The 1,652-nt window shown below is 41.6% G+C and carries 1 protein-coding gene and 1 pseudogene; one reads left to right on the forward strand and one right to left on the reverse strand.

Annotated elements, in window-relative coordinates:
- Positions 1-310, forward strand: a pseudogene (locus AC4GME_RS10410) (FAD-dependent oxidoreductase); the annotation flags it as partial.
- On the opposite strand, the gene AC4GME_RS10415 reads toward AC4GME_RS10410, so the two are convergent.
- Positions 285-1,628 (reverse strand): anti-phage deoxyguanosine triphosphatase, encoded by a 1,344-nt coding sequence (locus AC4GME_RS10415; protein ID WP_490379363.1) that lies wholly within the window; start codon positions 1,626-1,628, stop codon positions 285-287. The pseudogene AC4GME_RS10410 and the gene AC4GME_RS10415 sit on opposite strands and share 26 nt — an antisense overlap.
- Positions 1,629-1,652: the final 24 nt, after the last annotated feature.

A 1,652-nucleotide genomic window follows, 5' to 3' on the forward strand; every position in this document is an offset into this window, starting at 1 on the left:
GATCCCCGGTGGCGATCCGACATTACGCGCAGCGGATGTTTCATTTGTTGGCAGCCGCTATGCGCGCTGCGAAATCGTCAAAGCCTCATCGGTATTAACTGTTGCAGATGCGATAACGGCACAATTGATTGAGTTAGGCTACTTAGATAAAAGTGTTTACGGCACACGAGAATTTACTATTACTAAAACGGTTACAGAAACTGCGATAAGTAAACGCGCACAATTATTGTGTAACAATCGCAATTACCCGCTGTCATTAGCCGATCGAAATATCAGTAATGCCGTTAAAACGCGTGCTGACCAATCATAGGGGCGGTTTGATTACTGCTGAACAAACTCGCATGTAAACGCAGGGCATGGTTATCCGTCAGGCTGGAAATATAATCAGCGAGTACCCGTTGTTCACGTGACGGATCGCCATTTTGCGCTTTCCATAACAGTTTGACAGGTTCAGGTAAAAAACGTAAAGGCCCTGTGTTATAAGCTTCAAACAGCTCCATTACTATCTGTTGCCCGCGATACTCTAAAATTTGCAGGTCAGGGCTTTTAATCACATATTGGAGCACAAACTGTTTTAATATTTTCAATACTTTAAACATTTCTGGTGCTAAATAGGCGTTATAAGCAAGTAGTGGATCAACGAATTCTTGATTGACTTTTTTTATCTCAATGGAGGTGATCAGTGCATTAACTAATGCACCAATCGCATCTTTACGTTTAAAGTGTTGTGTTGAAAAGAGATTATTGGTTAGTTCTGTTAACTGGTCAATTAAACAAAAATCATGAATTTCAGCCAGTTGTGTAGCTACCTTCTCTTGCCACAAACTTTTGCTAATAATGCCCATGGCAATCGCATCTTCTAAATCATGTACGCCATAAGCGATATCATCAGCGATTTCCATAATCGAACAATCAAAGGATTTATAACGTGATTTTTTGTGTGATTTATCATCTGAATTTTGCGCTCGCATGGTTCTAAATAACAGCTTGTCAGAGACACATAAAGGGGTCAGTACCGCATTCAATAACTCTTCATCATGATCATAAATACCTTTACCTGGCATCCACTCTTCGGTTTTTAACTGACGGAAATTACGACTGATATCGGTTGGATATGGCCCGCTAACCTCGCTTAAACAAACAGGATATTTTAATAACCCAAGCAGGCTACGGCGAGTCAGGTTCATGCCGTTAAATTCAGTGTAAGGTTCAAGTTGTGTGATAATACGAAACGTTTGTCCGTTGCCTTCAAATCCGCCGTGGTTGATCATCATATAATTAAGTGCCGTTTCGCCGCCATGACCAAATGGCGGGTGGCCGATATCATGACTTAAACAGATAGTTTCAATGAGATCATTACCCGGTAATAAAGACTCAAATTCAGGCTGTACCAGTTTTAAGTGTGCCACAATACCCGCTCCGATTTGCGAGACCTCTAATGAGTGTGTTAAACGCGTTCGGTAAAAGTCGCTTAAACCATTATTGTGAATTTGTGTTTTAGATTGTAAACGGCGAAAGGCGGCAGAATGTAAGACACGCGCTTTATCACGGTGAAAGGGGGAACGTTGATCGAGGCGACGTTTTTTACCCGGCTCATCGGCTAAACGTTCTAACCACTGTTTAGAAATTGAAAGCGGGGAAGTTGTTAAAGC

The sequence above is a fragment of the Psychromonas sp. genome, assembly GCF_983033635.1.